The 1,473-nt window shown below is 67.2% G+C and carries 1 protein-coding gene and 1 pseudogene; one reads left to right on the forward strand and one right to left on the reverse strand.

The annotated features are described in order from the left end of the window. The first annotated feature begins 52 nt into the window (after window positions 1–52). A complete protein-coding gene (locus FHS29_RS36175) occupies window positions 53–1,246 on the forward strand; it encodes an alpha/beta fold hydrolase (RefSeq protein ID WP_184699245.1) in 1,194 nt (397 codons plus the stop codon). 110 nt (window positions 1,247–1,356) lie between these two features. Here FHS29_RS36175 and FHS29_RS37480 read toward each other — a convergent pair. Beyond that, window positions 1,357–1,473 (reverse strand): annotated as a pseudogene (locus FHS29_RS37480) (VOC family protein); the annotation flags it as partial.

Raw genomic sequence — 1,473 nt, forward strand, 5'->3', positions numbered from 1 at the left:
CCCGCCCGGGGCCGCGTTCGCCCATCGACCCTCTCCGAGAAGGGGATCTCCCGTGCACGACGTACTGATCGTCGGCGGCGGCCCCGTCGGCCTGTCCTGTCGGGCGAGGCGTTCTACCGCCGAAGGCTGCTCACCGTCGAGGAAAACCAGGACATTCGCCGTTTCTCTGACCATGATCGTCGCGACCGGACTCGCCACGCCCACCATCACCAACACCCAGGCGGACGCCTCCGCAGAAGTCCGGTCTCCCTACGCCACCTCAGAGAGCAACACGAGCGGCGCACAGGGCGAACACCGTGATGCGCGCTGTTACGGCGTGCGGGTTCCGGTCTCGGTCGCGCGGGTCGGCAAGGCTCACGTCTACGGAGAGCTGTGCCAGCCGCGCCGCGGTGACAAGACGAGCAGGATCGTGCAACTGCTGGTGCCGGGTTCCACGTACAACCACAGCTACTTCGACATGCCCGTGCGGCGTTCCCACTACTCCTACGTCGCCAGGGCGCTCGACGCCGGCCACTCCACGTTCAACATCGACCGGCTCGCCACCGGCCGAAGCACCTTGCCGCCCAGTTCGCTTTACACCCTCGACGCCGGAGTCCAGGCGATCCACCAAGTGATCACCAAGCTGCGCGCTGGTGACATCGGACATCGTCGGTTCACCAGGGTCGTGTGGGTCGGCCACTCGCTGGGCTCGTCGATGGCCTGGGCCGAAGCCCAGCAGTACCAGGACGTCGACGCGTTCGTGCTCACCGGCATGAGTCACGTCGTGAGACAGGAGCGACCTTCGACCGGCCACGGCGAGGAGATCCCGTTCGAGATCAAGGCGAAGGACGACCCCAAGTTCCGCGGCACGGTGAGCGACCCCGGCTACCTGACGACCAACGCCGGCATGCGGCGGTTCTTCTACCACGAGCCCAACGCCGACCCGGCCGTCATCGAGGCGGACGAGCGACTCAAGGACCTGAGCACCGCGGCGGACTCGACCGGCCCGACACTTCCTCCCGAGCAGTCGCCCTCGCGCTCGATCAAGGTACCGACCCTTATCGTGGTCGGTGACCAGGACCCGTACTGCACCACCGGAGTCTGCACCCCCGAGTCGATGCTGGCTCACGAGCGGTCTTACTACTCGGACACGGCCGATCTCAAGGCCATCGTCGTCTCCGACAGCGGCCACTCCGTGCAGCTGCACAAGAACGCGCCCAGGACCAACGCAGCAATCCTCCAATGGATCGCGACGGTTGTGTCCTGATCTCGACACCGATGCCCTGTCATCGCCGCTATCGACCACGGTATCGGCCGCCGGGCCGCGCCTGCGACGCCGAGGTGCGGCCGTGCCGGCCGCGCCTCGGCGTCGCAATCTCAGGGCTGTCCGTGTCCGGTTGCCACGTCGAGGATCCAGGTGATGCCGAAGCGGTCGGTCAGCATGCCGAAGGCGGGTGCCCACGGGGCGGGGCCGAAAGCCTCGATGACCGTCGC

This window comes from Saccharothrix tamanrassetensis, from assembly GCF_014203665.1.
GTDB classification, from domain to species: Bacteria; Actinomycetota; Actinomycetes; order Mycobacteriales; family Pseudonocardiaceae; genus Actinosynnema; species Actinosynnema tamanrassetense.